The sequence below is a fragment of the Kribbella sp. NPDC026596 genome (assembly GCF_040638415.1).
Taxonomy (GTDB): domain Bacteria; phylum Actinomycetota; class Actinomycetes; order Propionibacteriales; family Kribbellaceae; genus Kribbella.
The window spans coordinates 29128-45472 of record NZ_JBEZYF010000046.1; the positions used below are offsets into that span (position 1 = coordinate 29128).

Genomic DNA, 16345 nt, shown 5'->3' on the forward strand with positions numbered 1-16345 from the left:
CGTATCAGCCGGGAGGGGCCGAAAGATGCACAGTGCGACCGCACGGCCGTTACGTCGAGGGCGTTTCGCCAAGGCGCTCGTGATCGGTGCTGCCCTGGTAGCGGTCGGCCTGGCGTACGGCGTACTGGTGCCGGACGGTGCGGCGGGTGCGGACGGGGCGCAGTCCCAGCAGATCGAGGAAGGCCGGAAGCTGTTCGCGGTCGGCTGCTCGAGCTGTCACGGTCTGCACGCCGAAGGTGGGACCAACGGCGACGGCGCGGTGACAGGACCATCGCTGATCGGCGTCGGCGCGGCCGCGGTCGACTTCCAGGTGAGCACGGGACGGATGCCGGCGGCACAGACGGGTGCCCAGATCCCGCAGAAGACCCCGGCGTACACGGAGGAGGAGATCGCGGCGCTGGCGGCGTACATCGGCTCGCTCGCTCCGGGACCCGCGGTGCCCGCGTCGGAGTCGTACGACATCAGCAAGGTGACGCAGGAGGACATCGTCCGGGGTGGTGAACTGTTCCGGACGAACTGCACGGCGTGTCACAACTTCGCCGGGCGTGGTGGGGCGCTCCCGAACGGCCGCTACGCGCCATCGCTGATGGAGACCACGCCGAGGAACATGTATCAAGCGATGCTCACCGGTCCACAACAGATGCCCGTCTTCTCCGACGATGTCATGCTCCCCGAGGACAAGCGCGCCATCATCGCCTACATCGTTGCACTGCAGAACGAGAAGGACCCGGGAGGTTTCGGTCTCGGGCGGCTCGGGCCCGTCTCCGAAGGCCTGTGGGGTTGGCTGCTCGGGATCGGTCTCCTGATCGTGGTGGCGGTATGGATCGGGGCCAAAGTGCCCAAGATCCACGGTCGGCGCATTAAGACAAAAGGCGACTGAAAACAAACGCATGTGAGGTCGGCCTGTTTCGCCACGTAAACACCACTGCGCGTTTGTACTCCCGCAATCGGTGCGCACCGGTTAGTCTCGTTTCTCGAGGACGCAAAAGCCGGACAACTCACCGAAAAGGGCACGCCCACCCAGAGGAGGGCGACGCGTGTGACGAGCCCGGGTTCTGGAGGAAGGGCGCGCGAGGAGTTCCAGCATTCGGCTGCCGCGAAGATCCCGCGGCCGCCTCTCACGCTGGTGACTCGCGAGCGGCTGCATTCTGCCCTCGACCTCGGCGTTCGGTCATCGCTGACCATGCTGATCGCCGCGGCCGGTACCGGTAAGACGGTGCTGCTGTCGGACTGGGTGGCGCGCCGGCAGAAGTCCGGCGAGCCGGTGATCTGGGTGTCCGGACAGGCGCCCGGCGCGCTGGGCGGCGTCCTCGCGCAGGTGATCGGCGCCGATGCCCCGGATCCGATCGTGGTCGACGACGCGCACCTGCTGCCGAAGTCAGCTGTCGCCGAGATGTCGGACGTCCTGCAGGAGTCACCCCACTCGGTCCGGCTGCTGCTCGCCAGCCGGTACGACCTCCCGCTGCCGGTGCCGGAGCTCGAGCTCCGGGGGATGGCGCTGACCTTGCGTTCGCGGGATCTGCGATTCAACGATGCCGAGGCCACCGCACTCGTCCAGGCGCACGCCCGGAACGCGACCACCGACGACATCCAGCTGTTCCAGGAGAAGACCGCCGGCTGGGCTGCCGCGCTGGTTCTCGCCGCCCGGACGCTCGCCGCGTCCGGTGACGCCGTGTGGGCCCTGGTCAATCAACGGCCGGTGCTCGATCTCCTGCTCGGCGAATCGTTGAGCACTCTCGACGAGCGGGTCCAGGCGATGCTGCTGAGCACCTTCGGAACCACCACGTTGACCGAACACCTGGCAACTGTGCTGAGCGGGGACGCCGAGGCCGGTCCGATGCTTGCGGATCTCGCGGGCAGCGGACTCCTGGTGACGGCGTACGCCGACGATCCGGCCGGCGAGCCGCTCTACCGGTACCACCCGCTGCTCCTGGAGCTGCTCCGGCGCCGCGTCGCGGTCAGCGCCGCCGACAGGCAGCTGGCCGTCGCCGGACGGCATCGATCTGCTCTCTACTTCGAGAACCGTGGTGATGGCTGCTCAGCGCTGCGCAGCGCGCTCGAGGCCGATGACGCGGCGCTGGTCGCGCGGATCCTGCTCGGTCACGGGCCGGGGATACTGGCTGCCGGTGAGTCCGGTCTCGTCGAGGCTGCCTTCGAAGCGCTGCCGGCCGGTTGTGTCGACGAGCAGTCCCGACTGATCGGTGTCCGCGGCCTGCTGCGGCGAGTGAACGGGGACGTGGCCGGGGCGGTCCTGGACGCGGCGCGGGCCGACGGCCTGGCCGCGGGGACGGGTTCGGGTACGCCGGACGACGACGCGCTGGCCGCGGACGCCGTACTGCTGCGCCTGTGGGAATCGCGCTACGGCTGGCACGACGTGCACGCGGCGATCGGCCGGGCGAGAGACCTGCTCGCCCTGGCTCCGACCGACGGCGACGGCCGGCCCCGCGCCGTGCTCGGGCCCGAGCGACTGGCCTGGCTGCTGATCGAGCTCGCGGCCGCGGAGACCTGGGCCGACGAGCTGGACGCGGCAGTCAGCCATCTGGACGAGGCACTCGTGACGGCGCGGATGGCGGGACATCATCGGCTGATCGCAGGTGGTCTCGCCCACCGGGCGGTCGTGGAGTGTGTGCGCGGCCAGATCCGGAACGCGGCCCGTTCGGCACAGGCGGCGATCGACGCGGGCGGAGAACAAGGACTTCCCGAGGAGTACGCCGTACGCGCGCAGGTCGTCCTGGGACTCGCGGCACTCAGCGAGCTCGACCTGGACACCGCATGGCACTGCCACGAGGTCGTGGCGGCCACCGACGTGGCCGGGGCGGACACAGTGGTCGTGGCGTTGCGGGCGATGTTGCGAGCGGTGCTCCTGGTCGAGCGAGGGCGCCTGGGCGAGGCGATGACCGAGCTCACCACCGACCCGGCGTCGGCCGGTCCCTTGCCGTCGTTCCTGTCCCGCGACCTGGCGCTCGTACGGTCGTGGCTGGCGACCCTGGTCGGAGACAAGGCAGCCATCGAGACACAGGTGACTGTGCTCGAGCGCACCGGGAACCCGGCCGAGGCGGAGCTGGTCCGGGCGCTGGCCACCATCGTCCAGGGGGACATCCCGATGACGCTCAAGCTGATCGACGATGTGGTCGACCGGCCCGGCCTCTATCCGCCGCTGGCCTCGATGGCCGCCTCGTTCCGAGCCGTCCTGCTGGGCCGGGCCGGTGACGAGCCGGCCGCCGAAGCCGCGCTGGTGGACACCCTGAACCGGGTCACGCCGCAACGCATGCTGCATGCGCTCACCCCGGCCGGCGACGAGCCTGCCTTCCTCGACCAGTTGCGCAAGCACGTCACCGGCCCGAACCCGCATCCGTTCGCCGCGGTCGCGCTCGAGAAGTTGTCGAGCTACCAGCCGGGATGGAGCCAGGCCGGCGGGATGACCTTGCTGGCCCGGACCCGGCTCGACGTCCACGCCCCGCCGCCGCGACGTCTCGACGCGGTGATCAACAATGCCCGGATCCGGTTGACGGCCCGCGAGGCGGATGTGCTCGACCAGCTTGCGCTCGGCAGTTCGTACACCGAGATCGCCCAGGCGCTGTTCATCACCGAGAACACCGTCAAGACGCACCTGATCTCGCTCTACCGCAAGCTGGGCGTCGAGAAGCGATCCGCGGCGCTGCGAGTGGCCCGTTCCGTCGGCCTGTTGTAGTTCATCCCCCGTACCGGGTGATCCAGCGTGACCGCCGTACGCCGATGGCTGCGCGTCGCGCGGGGCCGGGGAATTCACCCTAATCGGAGGAGGCCGGGGAGGGGCCCGATTGATGGGATGAGACGTCCCCGCGGCAACCGCGACGCGCCTGCCCCGCGGCACGGACGGGCCCTGGCGGCTGCGCTCCGACCGGAGGAGGTTTCGTGAACACGACCCCAGACGATTTCGATCCGATTCCGTCGACCAGAGTCCGGGCCAGGGTCAGTGTCGCTTCGCTGAAGCAGGCCGAGGACGAGGCGGACGCCCTCGCCGTACCGGTCGCGGCCGACGGGGACCCGCCCGACGAGCTCGGGACCGACAGGGCGGGTCTGGCGTCCGCCGGCTTCAAGGGAGACCGCGGCCAGACGCTGGTCCAGCCCCGCTCCGACGGTCCGGTGCGGGTCGCGGTCGGCATCGGTGCTCCCGGCGAGTTCGACGTCGCACTCGTGCGGGATCTGGCCGCGGAGTTCGCCCGTGCGGTGCCGTGGCACAAGCGCCTCGCGATCGAGGTTCCCGCCCGCGACGTCGGCGTGTCCGTCGCCGACTTCGCCCAGGCGGTGACCGAAGGCGTGCTGCTGGCCCGGTGGCGGTACTTCGTCGGCCGGGACGGCGACAAGCCCGCGCTGGAATCACTGCTGGTGGTGGCCTCCGAGGACCAGGTCGCAGAGGTCGAGGCCGGCGTCGAGCGCGGCCGCATCATCGCCCAGGCGTGTTCTCTGGGCCGCGATCTGGCCAACTGTCCGGCGACGACGCTGTCGGCCGTCCGGATCGCCGAAGTGGCCGCCGAGGTGGGTCCGGCGGCCGGCCTGCAGGTCGAGATCTTCGACAAGGACCAGCTGATCGCGATGGGGTGCGGCGGAATCCTCGGCGTCAACCGGGGAAGTGTGGAGCCACCCCGGATGATCCGGCTGCGCTACGAGCCTGCCGACCCGACGGGACGGATCGCCCTGATCGGCAAGGGCGTCATGTACGACTCCGGCGGCATCAGCCTCAAGCCGAGCGACGAGTCGCACGCGCAGATGAAGAACGATATGACCGGGGCCGCGGCCGTCCTCGCATCGATGACAGCCCTGCGGGACCTGGGCTGTACGACGGCTGTCACCGGCTACATGATGTGCACCGACAACATGCCATCGGGGTCGGCCATGAAGCTGGGTGACGTGTTGAAGATGCGCAACGGTACGACGGTCGAAGTGCTGAACACCGATGCGGAAGGGCGTCTCGTCATGGCCGACGGATTGGCGATGGCCGCTGAAGAGCCGGTCGACGCGATCGTCGACATCGCGACGCTGACCGGCGCCTGCCTGCGGACGTTCGGTGTCGAGATCGCCGGTGTGATGGGCAACAACTCTGCTGTCGTGGAGCAACTGAAGCGCGCGGGCGACGTGGCCGACGAACCAGTCTGGGAGCTCCCGCTGCACAAGTCCTACCGATCGCAGCTCGACTCGTCGATCGCCGACCTGACCAACATGGGCGGTGTCAACGCGGGTTCCATCACCGCCGCACTCTTCCTCGAGGAGTTCGTCGACGGCCGGCCGTGGGCCCACGTCGACATCGCGGGGACGGCCCAGCTGCCGGCGCCGAGAACCTGGCGGAACAAGGGCGCGACCGGCTTCGGCACCAAGTTGCTGATCGAGTTCGCCCGGACGTTCGCGCCGACCGGCAACGAGACGGCGCGCGCATGAGCGCCGACGCGGTCGAGGAGAAGCCCGCCAAGACCGGCGCAATGCAGAAAGTGCTCGATGGCATCGAGCGGGTCGGCAACAAGGTCCCGCACCCGGCCCTGATCTTCCTGGGGCTCATCGTCATCGTCATCGTCGCCTCCCAGATCCTGTCCTGGACCGGCGCGAGCGTCACCACCGAGGTCGCCGAGCCCAACACGGCTCAGGTCGGTCCCGAGTACCCGGGGGGAACCAGCGTCCCCGGTAACGACGCGCCGCCGGCACCGGCGATCCCCGACTTCGAGGTGCACAAGGAGACGATCACCGCCGAGAGCCTGCTGGACGGCGACGGCATCCGGTTCATCTTCACCACCGCCGTCCAGAACTTCAACGACTTCGGTGTCGTCGCGGTGATCCTGGTCGCGATGCTCGGCGTCGGTGTCGCCGAGGAGGCGGGCCTGATCGCGGCCCTCATCCGCAAGATGGTGAAGGTCGCACCCAAGGGCGCGATCACGTTCATCATCGTGCTGCTCGGCGGGATCTCGAGCGTGGCCTCGGACGCCGGCTATCTGGTCCTGATTCCGCTTGGCGCGGCGGCCTTCGCATCCCTCGGGCGACATCCGCTGGCCGGCATCGCCGCGGCGTACGCCGGTGTCAGTGCGGCCTTCTTCGTCAACATCCTGATCACCCCGGCCGACGGCATCATCACCGAGGTCACGAACGAGACGATCGGGCTGGTGGCTCCCGACGTCCACCTCAACGTCACGCACAACCTCTACTTCAGCATCGGCTCGACGCTGTTCTGCGCGGTCGTGATGACGATCATCACCGAGCGGCTCCTCGAACCCAGGCTCGGCAAGTACGACCCCGCCGAAGCACCCTCCGACGCGCCGGTCGACCATCAGCCCAGCGAGGACGAGATGGCGCTGGAGTCCCGCGGACTGCGGTGGTCGGTCTACTACCTGCTGGTCGCGGTCGCCATCATCTCGGCACTGACGTTCATCCCGGGAGCTCCGCTGCGCAACCCCGAGACCGGAGAGATCTTCGGGTCGTCGCCGTTCATGAGTAGCCTGCTCTTCATCATCTCGATGCTGTTCCTCGCCGCCGGTCTCGGGTACGGCCGGGGTTCGAAGTCCCTGACCGGCAGCACCAACGTCATCAACGCGATCGTGAAGACGTTCAACGGCCTGGGCGGCCTGATCTTCCTGATGCTGCTGATCGCCCAGTTCATCGCCTACTTCAACTACTCGAACATGTCGACGCTGGCGGCAACCGGCCTCGCGGACCTGCTCGAGCGAGCCGACATCGGTGCGCTGCCGTTGCTGATCGGGTTCATCCTGCTGGTCTTCGTCATCGACCTGATCATGCCGGGCGTGATCCCGAAGTGGGCGATCCTGGCGCCGATCTTCATCCCGCTGTTCTTCCGGCTCGGCATCGCGCCGCAGACCGTCATCGCGGCGTACCGGGTCGGCGACGGTCCGGCCAACGTGATCACCCCGCTGATGGTCTATCTGCCGTTCATCGTGCTGGTCGCCCAGCGGTACCGGAAGAAGGCCGGTCTCGGCACGGTGGTGTCGATGATGTTGCCCTACACCTTCATCGTCCTGGTCACCTGGACCCTGTTCTACGTCCTGTGGTACGTCGTCGGGATCCCGTGGGGCCCGTCCGCACCTGTGCACCTTGGTTAGGAGACGCCATGGATGACGGCACGGTGAGCCTGATCATCCTCGGGCTCGCCGTCGTCTTGTTCGTGTGGAACAAGTTGCCCGTCGAGCTCGTCGCCGTCGTCGTCGCCTTGGCCCTGTGGATCACGGGCGTTCTGGATTTCACCGCCGTACTCGCGGGTTTCGGCGACCCGGTGGTGATCTTGATCGCCACGCTGTTCGTGGTGAGCGAGGGCGTCGACTCCACCGGAGTGACCGCGTGGGCCGGCCAGACGATCGTCAGGTACGCCGGAACCACGCGGGTCCGGCTGCTGATCGCCGTCACCGGCCTGTGCGCCGTGCTGGCGGCCCTGATCACGCTCAACGGAGCGGTCGCGGCCCTGCTCCCGCTCGTAGTCATGCTCGCCATGCGGATCGGGCAACCGCCGTCGCGGATGCTGATGCCGCTCACCTTCGCGGGCAGTGCTGGATCCCTGCTGATGTTGACGGGAACACCGGTCAACATCATCGTCTCGGACGCGGCCAACGATGCCGGCGCGGGCCCCTTCCCATTCTTCTCCTTCGCGGTGGTCGGTGTTCCGCTCGTCATCGGCACCATCGCCATCTCGGTGCTGCTCGGTCCCAAGCTGCTGCCGGCCGCACGGCCTGCTCATCCGGCTGCCGACCTCGCGGTGCACGCCCAGACGCTCGATCTTCACTACGCCCTGACCGAGGGCTTCTACCGGCTGCGGGTCCGCGAACGCTCGCCGTTGCTCGGACAGGGGGTGCGCGATCTCGACTTCACGCCGTACCCGGGCGTGGAGGTCGTGGGCGTTCAGGACGGACGGGGACAGACGCGGGTGGACGCGGCGATCGATGTCGGTGACATCCTGGTGGTCACCGGTCCGTCGGAGCAGATCAGGAGCCTGACCACCGACTCGTTGCTCGCGGTCAGCATGGCGCCGACGCCGGTCGACAGCCTGATGAGCCGGGACACCGGCGTGGTCGAGGTCGTGATCCCGCCGAGGTCGTCACTCGTCGGCGAGACCGTCTTTCCGGGCATGCACCGCGGGCGTGACCTCGTCATCATCGCGGTCCAGCGGATGGGCAAGGATCGCGGCAACAAGCACACCGAGCTGGCCGAGGGCGACGCGATCCTCGTGCACGGGCCGTGGGACGCGCTCGACGAGCTCACCAGAGACCGGGACGTCCTGCTGGTGGACTCGCCGGAACTTGTCCGGCGCCAGGCCGTGCCGTGGGGACCGAAGGCGTCGGTCGCCGTCGCCATCCTCGGGGCGATGGTCGTCCTGCTCGCAACCGGCGCGGTTCCGCCCGCGATGGCGGGTCTGCTCGCCGCGACCGCGATGGTGCTGACGAGGGTGGTCGGGACGCGACAGGCCTATCGCGCGATCTCCTGGCAGATCGTCGTACTGATCGGTGCCTTGATCCCGTTGTCCGGCGCGATCCAGTCCAGCGGAGGCGCCGACCGGATCGCCGACCTGATCATCGACGCGGTCGGGTCGGGCCGGCCGTATTTGTTGCTGCTGGCACTCTTCGCACTGACCGCCGCCCTGGGGCAGATGGTCAGCAACACCGCGACGGTGCTGATCGTCGCGCCGATCGCGGTCGCGGCGGCCGAAGGGACCGGGACGTCGGTCAAGCCGGTCCTGATGCTCATCGCCGTCGCCGGCGCGGCGGCGCTGCTGACTCCCATCTCCACACCCGCGAACATGATGATCATGAGCCCGGCGGGCTACCGCTTCGGGGACTACTGGAGGCTCGGCCTCGTGGTGATGGCGTGGTGGTTGCTGACGGCACTGGTCATCATCCCGCTCGTCTGGCACTTCTGACATGTCGACCGCCGACAGGTACATTTCGACCGGCGGTCTGCCTGAGGTGGCAGCCGTCGCCGAGCTGGTTCAGACGGCGTACGAGCGCTTCCGTGGCATCCGCGACGGTGCGGCGTCGGACGTGTACCCCGCCTTGACCCGAGTCGATCCGGACTCCTTCGGGATCTGCGTCGAGGCGATCGACGGCCGCCAGTTCGAGGCGGGGGAGTCCCGTCGGCCGTTCACCATCATGAGCGTCGCCAAACCGTTCGTGTTCGCGCTGACCTGTCAGGCGGTCGGTGTCGATGCGATCCGCTCCCTGGTGGGGGTGAATGCGACCGGGCTGGCTTTCAACTCGGTGCAGGCGGTCGAGCAGTCCCAGGCGGGACGGACGAACCCGATGGTGAATGCCGGGGCGATCGCGACGACCAGCCTCACGCCTGGCGGCTCGGTGGACGAGCGTTGGCAGTTCATCGTCGATGGTCTGTCTCGATTCGCGGGACGCGAGCTCCGGTTGGATGCCGACGTACTCGCGTCGGCCTTGGCCACGAACCACCGCAACCGCGCCCTCGCCGCGCTGCTCAAGAGTGTCGGCGGCCTGGTCGGTGATCCCGATGAGGCGACCGACCTCTACACCAGGCAGAGCTGTCTGAGCGTCGCGGCGACCGACCTGGCGGTGATGGGCGCGACGCTGGCGGACGGCGGGATCTGCCCGCTGACGCAGGAACGGGTCATCGATCCGGACGTCGCCCGGGTGACGCTGGCGGTGATGACGATCGCCGGCCTGTACGAGACCTCCGGTGACTGGTTGCTCGACGTCGGCGTTCCGGGCAAGAGCGGGATCGGTGGCGGCATCGTGACGGTCTCACCCGGAAAGGGCGCGTTGGCAACCTTCGGGCCGCGGCTGGATCAGGCCGGCAACAGCGTCAACGGCCAGCTGGCCACACAGTTTCTCGCCCGCCGGCTCGGGCTCGACCTGCTCGCCTCGCAGCCGGTCCCGCCGACGTGATCTATGGGGCGCCCAGCGTGAGGGTGGTGGTGGCCGGGGCCGCCGTACCAGGCCGCAGGTAGGTCAGTTCGATGGTGTCTCCGACCTTGCGGGTCAGGGTGGCGACCACGATCTGCTCACTGCTGACGGCCGGCGCGTTGTCGACCTTGGTGATGATGTCGCCCGCCTTCAGCCCGGCCTTCTCACCCGGTCCACCGGCGTCGACCGCGAGTACGAAGAGTCCGGTCGGGGTGCCCGCTGCCTCGGCGACCGAAGGCGGTATCTCCTGCACCTGCAGGCCGGTGGTCGGATGTCCAGGCTCGCCGGTTCGGATGAGCTCGTCGGAGATCGGTTTGGCCAGGTCGATCGGGATCGCGAAGCCGAGACCGACGCTTCCGCCGCCGCTGACACCGGCTTCGTTCGGGACCGTCGCGATCGCCGCGTTGACGCCGACCAGTTGTCCCGCGCAGTTGACCAGAGCGCCTCCGCTGTTGCCGGGGTTGATGGCCGCATCGGTCTGGATGGCGCCGATCAGATGGTGGGTCACGCCGTCGCCCGGCACCGGCACGTACCGATCCAGTGCGCTGACGATGCCGGAGGTCACCGTACTGGCGAGTCCGAGCGGAGCACCGAGGGCAACGACCGGCTGACCGACCTGTACGGACGCCGACGATCCGAAGCCGATCACGGGAAAGCCTTTCGCGCTGTCGGCGGCCTTCAGCACCGCCAGATCGGTACTCGGATCACGGCCGACGATGACCGCGTCGGAGCGATGACCGTCGCTGTACAGGACGGACACAGTGCCGCCACCCGCGGCGACCGAGATGACGTGGTCGTTGGTGAGGATGTAGCCACCGTCTTTGATGATCTGCCCCGACCCGGTGCCGGCCGCGGCGCCCCGGCTCGCCGCGATCGTGACGATCGACGGCAGGACCTGGTTCGCCACCGGGATCGCGGGGCACATCGCCGTACCCGGGTCCGCGTTGCCGGCCGCGTCGACCGTGCTGTCGTCGCGTTGCGCGATGACGAAGATCAGCGCGGTGATGAGCGCGCCGACGACGAGGCCGGCCGCGATCGCGAGGGCCAGCGGGCGTCCAGGGACGAAGCGCCGCCAGCCGGTCGGTGGGGTAGCTGCCGGCTCCGGCATTTCGCCGTCGGCCTGGACCATCTCGGCCTCCTCTGGTCCGCTCAGGAGTCGGAACGCACCGATGGCAGGTCGTGCTCGACGCTCCCGTCGCCATCCCGAGAATAGGTTCGGCCCGCGTCCGGCAGGTCACCCGATCCAGGTGATTCCGGTAGTGCCACGGCGCGGTCGAAGTACAGATACACGAGGGCCGTCGAAGCGACCGGCATCGCCAGGGCGAAGAGGATCGACGACGTGACGTTGACCAGCGTGGCCGGCAGATCCGTGCCGAGCAGCAGGGCGATCCCGGCGATCGGCCCCGCCGCCAGGCCGAGCCCGATGATGATCGCGAGTGGGCCGGCGGTGCGCCACCATCGTCCCCTGACCAGCGTCTTGCTGCGGCTGAGCGCTGCACGCCCGGAGCAGTGTTCCGCCATGACGGCCGGTACGGCGAACGCCCGGCTGACCGCGTAGTAGACGGCGACCGGGATCGTCGCGACGACCAGCGTCAGTACGGCGATCACGACGAAGTACACCCCGGCCGCGCGGCTCAGCGGCCGCCGGCTCGACACCACCTCGCGCAACGCGGCACCGGTTGACGGCGGCACCCCTCGGTCCAGTTGCTCGAGCATGGCCGTGACAGCGGCCAGGAGAGCGACGTACGTCGCAATGGTCAGGAGCGTGACAGCGATGGCGACCAGCGAGGCCCAGAGACCGGTCGCGTTCTCGGTCGGGGCACCAAGGTCGGTCGGAGCGTCACGTCTGGCCACTTGAAGTTTGGCCAGCACAACCGTCACCAGGCTCAGGACGACGAAGACCGCGGCGAAGCCTCCGAAGAGCCAGGGGCGCTGCCGGAACAACCGCAGCGCGGAGACGACCGCCTGACCCCACGCCCGTCGCTGCCGGGCCGGCAGCGGATCCGCGGGGCTCCAGCGCGTACGGCTGGCCGCGAACCAGATCAGCGCCACGAGCGCGGCGAGCAGCAGGCCGAGCAGCCAGGTCCGGTCGAGCGTCTCGCGGACCAGGTTGGATCCGGTCGCGACGGCCGTACAGAAGACACCGGTGCTGCTCGGACCGAGCAAGGTGCCGGCCGGCACGGTACTGCTGTCGTCGCGCCAGGTCGCCTCCGCGTCCTGGATGGGCGTGGTCCACGAGTCCTTCATGTTCGGCCCGGTCGGCCCGTCGAAGAAGGACCGCTGCCGTTCGCCCCACCGACCCTCGAAGGCCAGCCATGGGTACTGCTGGACGTAGTCCGCGCGGGCCATCGGCACATAGGCGACGCGAGGTCTGAGCTCGGATGCCGGATTGGTCGTGTCGTCACAACCCAGTCCTTCCGAACCGCGGCCGAGGTACAGGCGCTGGCCGTACTTGTTGGCGTGCGAGCCCGCGGCCGGGTAGACGACCGGATGAGTGCCGTCGACGATCTGGAGCTTGGCGTCGCCCCACCGTGCTCGCTCGGCTCCACCATGCTGGCTGAACCCGACGGCGGTCGGGCTCATGGTCAGCGCAGCCGCCGGTGTGGCCGCCTTGAAGACGAGCTGGATCGATTCCCAGTCGCCTTCGTGGGTGTTGTTGTAGTCGTTGAAGACGTAGAAGAACCAGTACTCCAAGGAGATCTGATCGGGGAACTCGGGGTCACGGACGACATGGGCGTAGACGGTCGCCGGGTGCGTCGCGTTGATGAGCGCCGACCACTCGGCATAGTCGCAGCCGGGGCGCAGGGGGTCGCCGGGAAAGTCCAGGAAATGGCCTGGGAAGCCGTGACCGAGGTCCGTGCCTTCCGGCTGCGGCTTGACGAGGTCGGGCGGTCGCCACGGCCCACGGAGCGCGACCTGCTGATCACCCAGGACGGCTTCGACGTCGGTGGGCTGGAACTGCTCGCCGTCCTCGCACCTCGCCGAAGCCTTCTGCAGTTTGACGACGGGGGAGTAGCGCTCGGCCAGCGCCTGTGCGGCGGGATCCTCGGGCGAACCCGCGGCGGCGGCCGGCTCTGGCAGGCAGAGTACCGTCACCGTGGCCAGAGTGGACATGACCAGTGGCAGAGCTCTCATGGCAGCAGCATGGGCTTGCCGACCTGATCCCGACACCCTCCGGCTCGACCCCATTCATGCCGTGTGGGTCACCCGATCCGGGTGATCCCTTGTGCGCTGCCTCGGACTGGCTAGCCGGCCGGCGGGGCGGTGGCCTCTGAGCGTCGCCACCAGGCGATCGTCAGCAGGCCGACGATGACCGGCACGACCTGTACGGCGACCCGCCAGACGAGCAGCCCCGCCACGAGATCCGTCGCCTCGACCGTGCTGTGGTTCGAGACGAACGCCGTGTAGGTCGCATCCAGTACTCCCGCGCCCATCAGCGGGAGACAGGTCATCGGATAGATGACCATGAAGCTGCACACCAGGAGGAGAAAGTGGGACCGTCCATGGGGACGCCGACGAAAGCCAGGCAGAGAACCAGGACGCCGGCCTCCACGAAGATCAAGAGGAACTGGCTGAGCGAGGCAAGCCATCCACGCTGGTGCATCCGCTCCGCGCTGTGCAGCTGGAACGACACCAGTCGCTGCTCCCAGACCGCCGGCCCCTGACTCGTCGGTCGTACCCGCCGGAACAGCCGTCCGATGAGACGGCCGATGGTGGCGGCGGTGCGCTCGGCGCGCAAGGCGTAGACCAGGCCGACCAGCAGCACCGCGACCTGCCAGGCGCTCAGGTGGGTGAGCGCCTAGTCCACCTCGTACCAGTCCACTCCGCGAACCAGCCGCAGGAGTAACCAGCCCACGCCCAGGACGAGGAGGAGCCGGACAAGCCACAGCACAGGCTTCGGGATCTTCCGCCGTCCAGCGCTGTGGATCGGTACCACCGGCTGGGGCGCGGGCGACTCGGCCACGTCTCCCAGCCTGCTGATCGGACGCGAAACGACCATCCCCCGATCCAGGGGACCAGGCGATGGGCCGATCGAAGACCTTCCCGCGACGTACCAGATCGCCCCGGTCGCCCAGGAAGGGTGATGTCCCGGAGTGCCCGAGGCAGCAGAGTCGTTGGCGACGGGTCGTGAAAGGGGCGTCCCATGGGCCACTACGTCATCCGCGTGAAGGGAACCCTGTCGCGCGACCTGACCGACGCGTTCCCCACACTGACCGCCGATGAGGAGCCTGCGCAGACTGTCCTCCACGGGTATCTTGACGACCAGGCAGCGCTGGCCGGCATCCTGAACCACCTCGACATGCTGGGAATCAACATCCTCGAAGTGATGCAGGTCCCTCCGGCCCCGCCACCGGATCCACCGCACTCTTCATCGCCATCGCCTCCCTGACAGTCCTCACGCCACTGCTGGCAATCGCCCTCATCGGCCCCGAAAGTCCGCCCGAACCCTGAAATCCCTCGAAACCTGGCTCCTGACCAACCTCAACACCATCACCGTCATCCTCCTCACCATCCTCAGAGGCCACGGCCTGGACCTCTTCCGCTGACCCGTTGAGGTACGGTCGCCTTTCCGGTGTTGAGTGGAGGAGTGGGCGTGGCTGGTGAGGTTCGGCTGATCGTTCAGGGTGATGACTTCGGGATGTGTCATGCCGTTAACGTCGGGACGGTGCAGGCGTTTCGGGAGGGGATCCTGACGCAGGCGTCGACGATGGCGGCGTGCCCGTGGTTCACGGGGGCTGCGGCGCTGGCGCGCGAGTACGGGATTCCGCTCGGCGTTCATCAGACGCTGACGTGCGAGTGGGACTTTCTGCGGTGGCGGCCGCTGACCGATGGGCCCTCGCTCGTAGGGGAGGATGGGACGTTCTTCCGGACGGTGGCCGAGGCACGGGCTTCCATCACCCAGGCCGACGCCGTACGTGAGCTGTCAGCTCAGGCCGCGAAGTTCGCCGCGGAAGGGCTCACTGTCGACTACCTCGACGTTCACATGGGCCAGTCGGCGTCGGAGCAGGCGTACGACGAGGTCTCGAACGCGGTCGGCAGGCCGTTCATCTACGGCCCGGTCGAGTCGCAGCGGTTCGGCTCGATCGAGACGCTGAGCGACCGGGACGCGGCAACCAAGAAGGACTGGGTTCTCGACCACATCGCCGGCCTGACGCCCGGCGTACACCTGCTGGTCACGCACTGCGCTGTCGCTGGACCCGAGCTCGGTGCGATGCACGCACCTGGAAGCGAGACCTATCGCTGGGCCGAGGAGTACCGGCTCTCGGATCAGGAGATCGTGACCGACCCGGAGGTCCGCAAGGCGATCGAGGAGCGCGGCATCGAGCTGGTGTCGATGCGCAACGCCTTCATCGACTGACGGCCGCCGCGGGAAGGGCTGGATTGCGGCCGTGCCCGAAATGTGGCCGACGGAAAGGAGCGCGTTGTGAAGGTGTTCTTGTCGACCGACATGGAGGGTACGGCGGGGGTCGTCGACTGGAGTCAGTGCCGCGGGCCGGGTCAGGAGTACGAGTACTACCGGGGCCAACTGCAGGCGGAGGTCAACGCGGCGATCGACGGCGCACTCGCCGCCGGCGCGACCGAGTTCCTGGTCAACGACTCACACTCGACGATGCAGAACCTTCGCCCGGACGAGCTCCACGGCCGCGCGAACTATCTGTCCGGGAAGCACAAGCCGATGTACATGATGGAAGGTCTCGACGACTCCTTCGATGCGGCGTTCTTCATCTCGTACCACGGGTCGGCGGGCGCAACGTCGTCGGTGCTGCACCACACGTACAACCCCCGCGCCATTGCCGAAGTACGTCTCAATGGCGCGATCGCCGGAGAGTCCGGAGTCAACGCGCTGGTGGCTCTCGCCCACGGGGTTCCGGTGGTACTCATCTCGGGCGATCGGGTGACGATCGATGAGGCGCAACCGTTCTGCCCTGACATCGAGTCAGTGGTCGTCAAGGAGTCGGTCTCGCACAATGCCGCCCTGTCCGTGCATCCAGAGGTGGTCCGTGAGCTGATCCGGGATGGTGCGCAGCGCGCGCTGGACCGGGTGGCCGACTTCCGGCTGCCGAGTGTCACGCTGCCGGCCGAGCTGACCATCCGGTACCACAACCGCGCGTTCGCGGAGTTGGCGTGCGCACTGCGCGGCGTCGAGCAGGTCGAGGAGAAGGTCGTTGCCCTGCGCAATGACGACCCGCTGCAACTGTTCCGCACGTTCATCGCCGCCGTACTCCTCAGCCGCGGCGTGAGCGAATAACCGAACCCCAGCGCAACATTCGGTGGCTCCCCTGCATCAAGGCAGATAGGGAGTTTCTTCGACGACACCGGCGGTGAGCGGACCACCTACGCGGCGGGCCGCGGGCTCACCGTCGGCAAAGGCGTACCTGGCAGCCGGGGGGCATGGCCAGCACGTGCGCCGGCAAACAGCTGCGTGCCGTCGCCGGTGTCCGGCGACGGCGGGG

At 68.4% G+C, this 16345-nt stretch carries 14 protein-coding genes; 9 read left to right on the top strand and 5 right to left on the bottom strand.

What is annotated here, in order from left to right; translation table 11 throughout:
* Window positions 1–25 precede the first annotated feature (25 nt).
* From AB0E63_RS30855 to glsA, 6 genes are all read left to right on the top strand, one after another.
* A complete protein-coding gene (locus AB0E63_RS30855) occupies window positions 26–880 on the top strand; it encodes a c-type cytochrome (protein WP_360374082.1) in 855 nt (284 codons plus the stop codon).
* A gap of 246 nt (window positions 881–1126) precedes the next feature.
* Window positions 1127–3691 (top strand): LuxR C-terminal-related transcriptional regulator, encoded by a 2565-nt coding sequence (locus tag AB0E63_RS30860; protein WP_360374084.1) that lies wholly within the window; start codon window positions 1127–1129, stop codon window positions 3689–3691.
* A 203-nt stretch (window positions 3692–3894) separates the two neighbouring features.
* Window positions 3895–5415: a leucyl aminopeptidase gene (locus AB0E63_RS30865; protein WP_360374086.1), complete on the top strand. Its 1521-nt coding sequence runs from the start codon at window positions 3895–3897 to the stop codon at window positions 5413–5415.
* A complete protein-coding gene (locus AB0E63_RS30870; RefSeq protein WP_360374088.1) occupies window positions 5412–7079 on the top strand; it encodes an AbgT family transporter in 1668 nt (555 codons plus the stop codon). Before AB0E63_RS30865 ends, AB0E63_RS30870 begins: the two co-directional genes overlap by 4 nt.
* 8 nt (window positions 7080–7087) lie before the next feature.
* The gene (locus AB0E63_RS30875; RefSeq protein ID WP_360374090.1) at window positions 7088–8884 is read left to right on the top strand and encodes an SLC13 family permease; all 1797 of its coding nucleotides are present in this window, start codon (window positions 7088–7090) and stop codon (window positions 8882–8884) included.
* 1 nt (window position 8885) lies between these two features.
* Window positions 8886–9872, top strand: coding sequence for a glutaminase A (glsA, locus tag AB0E63_RS30880; protein ID WP_360374092.1), 987 nt, complete (start codon window positions 8886–8888; stop codon window positions 9870–9872).
* Window position 9873: 1 nt separating this feature from the next.
* On the opposite strand, the gene AB0E63_RS30885 is transcribed toward glsA, so the two are convergent.
* From AB0E63_RS30885 to AB0E63_RS30905, 5 genes are all read right to left on the bottom strand, one after another.
* The gene (locus AB0E63_RS30885) at window positions 9874–11019 is read right to left on the bottom strand and encodes a trypsin-like peptidase domain-containing protein (RefSeq protein WP_360374094.1); all 1146 of its coding nucleotides are present in this window, start codon (window positions 11017–11019) and stop codon (window positions 9874–9876) included.
* A gap of 20 nt (window positions 11020–11039) precedes the next feature.
* A complete protein-coding gene (locus AB0E63_RS30890) occupies window positions 11040–13025 on the bottom strand; it encodes a hypothetical protein (protein ID WP_360374096.1) in 1986 nt (661 codons plus the stop codon).
* A 110-nt stretch (window positions 13026–13135) separates the two neighbouring features.
* On the bottom strand, window positions 13136–13342 hold the full coding sequence (locus tag AB0E63_RS30895) for a hypothetical protein (RefSeq protein ID WP_360374098.1): 207 nt from the start codon (window positions 13340–13342) through the stop codon (window positions 13136–13138).
* A complete protein-coding gene (locus AB0E63_RS30900) occupies window positions 13339–13656 on the bottom strand; it encodes a hypothetical protein (RefSeq protein WP_360374100.1) in 318 nt (105 codons plus the stop codon). Before AB0E63_RS30900 ends, AB0E63_RS30895 begins: the two co-directional genes overlap by 4 nt.
* 33 nt (window positions 13657–13689) lie before the next feature.
* Window positions 13690–13890, bottom strand: a complete 201-nt coding sequence (locus tag AB0E63_RS30905) for a hypothetical protein (RefSeq protein WP_360374102.1) — start codon at window positions 13888–13890, stop codon at window positions 13690–13692.
* 144 nt (window positions 13891–14034) lie between these two features.
* Here AB0E63_RS30905 and AB0E63_RS30910 point away from each other — a divergent pair, with 144 nt between their 5' ends.
* The 3 genes from AB0E63_RS30910 (at window position 14035) to AB0E63_RS30920 (ending at window position 16140) form a co-directional block, all read left to right on the top strand.
* On the top strand, window positions 14035–14280 hold the full coding sequence (locus tag AB0E63_RS30910) for a hypothetical protein (protein ID WP_360374104.1): 246 nt from the start codon (window positions 14035–14037) through the stop codon (window positions 14278–14280).
* Between the two features lie 204 nt (window positions 14281–14484).
* Complete coding sequence (locus tag AB0E63_RS30915) at window positions 14485–15249, top strand: ChbG/HpnK family deacetylase (RefSeq protein ID WP_360374106.1); 765 nt, start codon at window positions 14485–14487, stop codon at window positions 15247–15249.
* 66 nt (window positions 15250–15315) lie between these two features.
* Window positions 15316–16140, top strand: coding sequence for a M55 family metallopeptidase (locus AB0E63_RS30920; protein ID WP_360374108.1), 825 nt, complete (start codon window positions 15316–15318; stop codon window positions 16138–16140).
* The last annotated feature ends 205 nt before the right edge of the window (window positions 16141–16345 follow it).